The organism is Streptomyces sp. YIM 98790, assembly GCF_011421595.1.
GTDB lineage: Bacteria > Actinomycetota > Actinomycetes > Streptomycetales > Streptomycetaceae > Streptomyces.
Genome location: NZ_WTLH01000397.1, coordinates 1 through 793 on the forward strand (window position 1 = coordinate 1; position 793 = coordinate 793).

A 793-nucleotide genomic window follows, 5' to 3' on the forward strand; every position below is an offset into this window, starting at 1 on the left:
CCGGCTCCCCGCGGGCCGCGGCCCGTGCCCCGGCCCGTGCCGCGTCGCCGCACTGGAGCTGCGTGGCCACCGCGCCCAGCCCCCACAGCACCATGCCCAGCAGCACCACCAGGCAGGGCACCGCCATCGCCACCTCGGCCGTCACAAAGCCCGCCGAGCGGCGCTCCCGGCACCCGGCCGGGGCCGCCGCGGCCGGGCGCCGGGCTAGGGCTGGGCATCGAGGGCCCGCTCGACCAGCCCGCGCAGGGCATCGGCGACCGCACCGGAGGTGACGATCTGGTGCAGCACCGCGGCGAAGGCCGCCGCGGCGACAGTGCCCACCGCGTACTCCGCCGTCGTCATCCCGGCATCGCCGCGCCCGGCCGGGCGCGGCGCCGCACTCCGCCACCACCGGACTCCACGCCTCATCCGCATGCCTCTTCTCTCCTCTCACCCCGTGCTCATCCCTTCTCACCGTCCGTTCCTGCCGTACCCGCGGGCCGTGCGCCCCGGCCGGCGGGCACGGCTACAGCAGCGTGCGGGCCATCCCGATCACCACCGGGGCGACGCCGATCAGCAGGAACGCCGGGAGGAAGCACAGCCCCAGCGGCCCGGTCAGCCAGACGCCCGCCCGCTGCGCCCGTATCCGCGCCTCCCGGGCCCGGCGCCCGCGCTGCTCCGCCGCCTCCGCGGAGAGCGCCGCCACCGCCGGGACACCGCCGAGGTCGGCCAGCTCCAGCCGGCGGGCCAGCACCGCGGCACCGGGCAGGCGGCCCAGCCGCCCCCAGACGGCGGCCGGATCACCGCCCAGCCG

At 79.1% G+C, this 793-nt stretch carries 2 protein-coding genes and 1 pseudogene; all 3 read right to left on the reverse strand.

Annotated features, from left to right (window positions below; genetic code table 11):
* On the reverse strand, window positions 1-127 hold a 127-nt coding region (locus GQS09_RS30180), incomplete at its 3' end, for a TadE family type IV pilus minor pilin (protein ID WP_399552632.1).
* A gap of 77 nt (window positions 128-204) precedes the next feature.
* Window positions 205-342 carry a DUF4244 domain-containing protein gene (locus GQS09_RS28340; RefSeq protein WP_399552631.1) on the reverse strand — a complete coding sequence of 46 codons (138 nt, stop codon included), beginning with the start codon at window positions 340-342 and terminating at the stop codon, window positions 205-207.
* A gap of 163 nt (window positions 343-505) precedes the next feature.
* Window positions 506-793, reverse strand: a pseudogene (locus tag GQS09_RS28345) (type II secretion protein F); the annotation flags it as partial.